The sequence below is a fragment of the Mycobacterium asiaticum genome (assembly GCF_001673315.1).
GTDB classification, from domain to species: domain Bacteria; phylum Actinomycetota; class Actinomycetes; order Mycobacteriales; family Mycobacteriaceae; genus Mycobacterium; species Mycobacterium asiaticum_B.
In genome coordinates this window covers 1-751 of record NZ_LZLQ01000084.1, presented here as the reverse complement: position 1 = coordinate 751, position 751 = coordinate 1, and the positions used below count along the sequence as shown (strand labels likewise).

Sequence of the window (751 nt, the reverse complement as noted above, 5' to 3'; positions counted from 1 at the left end):
CACCGTCAGCGGCACCAGCACTCTAGTAAAAGGCGTTGTCAACACGGCCTCTGGCTCTATCACTGGTGCAGCGGGGGGTGCTGGTGGCGCCGGCGGTGTGGGGGGTGCCGGTGGTGCCGGCGGACTGTTGTGGGGTGCTGGTGGAGCAGGTGGCGCCGGCGGGGCCGCCAGCCACGGCGGCGCCGGTAGCACGATCACCGGTGACCTCACCAGCACCGGCGGCACCGGCGTCGGCAGTAAGTTACTCGGCATTGAAAACTTTGGCCCCATCACTGGTGCAGCGGGGGGTGCTGGTGGCGCCGGCGGTGTCGGGGGTGCCGGTGGTACCGGCGGACTCCTGTGGGGTCCTGGTGGAGCTGGTGGCGCCGGCGGGGCCGCCAGCCACGGCGGCGCCGGTAGCACGATCACCGGTGACCTCACCAGCACCGGTGTCGGCAGTTCTATATACGGCATTGACAACCATGGCTTCATTACTGGTGGAGCGGGGGGTGCTGGTGGCGCCGGCGGTGTGGGGGGTGCCGGTGGTACCGGCGGACTCCTGTGGGGTGCTGGTGGAGCTGGTGGCGCCGGCGGGGCCGCCAGCCACGGCGGCGCCGGTGGCACGATCACCGGCACCATCGACGGCAGCGGCATTTATATGAACGGCATTCGCAACACCGACTCCATCACTGGTGGAGCGGGAGGTGCTGGTGGTGTGGGGGGTGCCGGCGGTGCTAGTGGGTTGTTGTGGGGTGATGGTGGTCGTGGTGGG

Annotated in this window: 1 pseudogene; it reads left to right on the top strand. The window is 69.6% G+C overall.

What is annotated here, in order from left to right:
- Positions 1 to 97: 97 nt before the first annotated feature.
- Positions 98 to 751: pseudogene (locus A5636_RS26830) on the top strand (hypothetical protein); the annotation flags it as partial.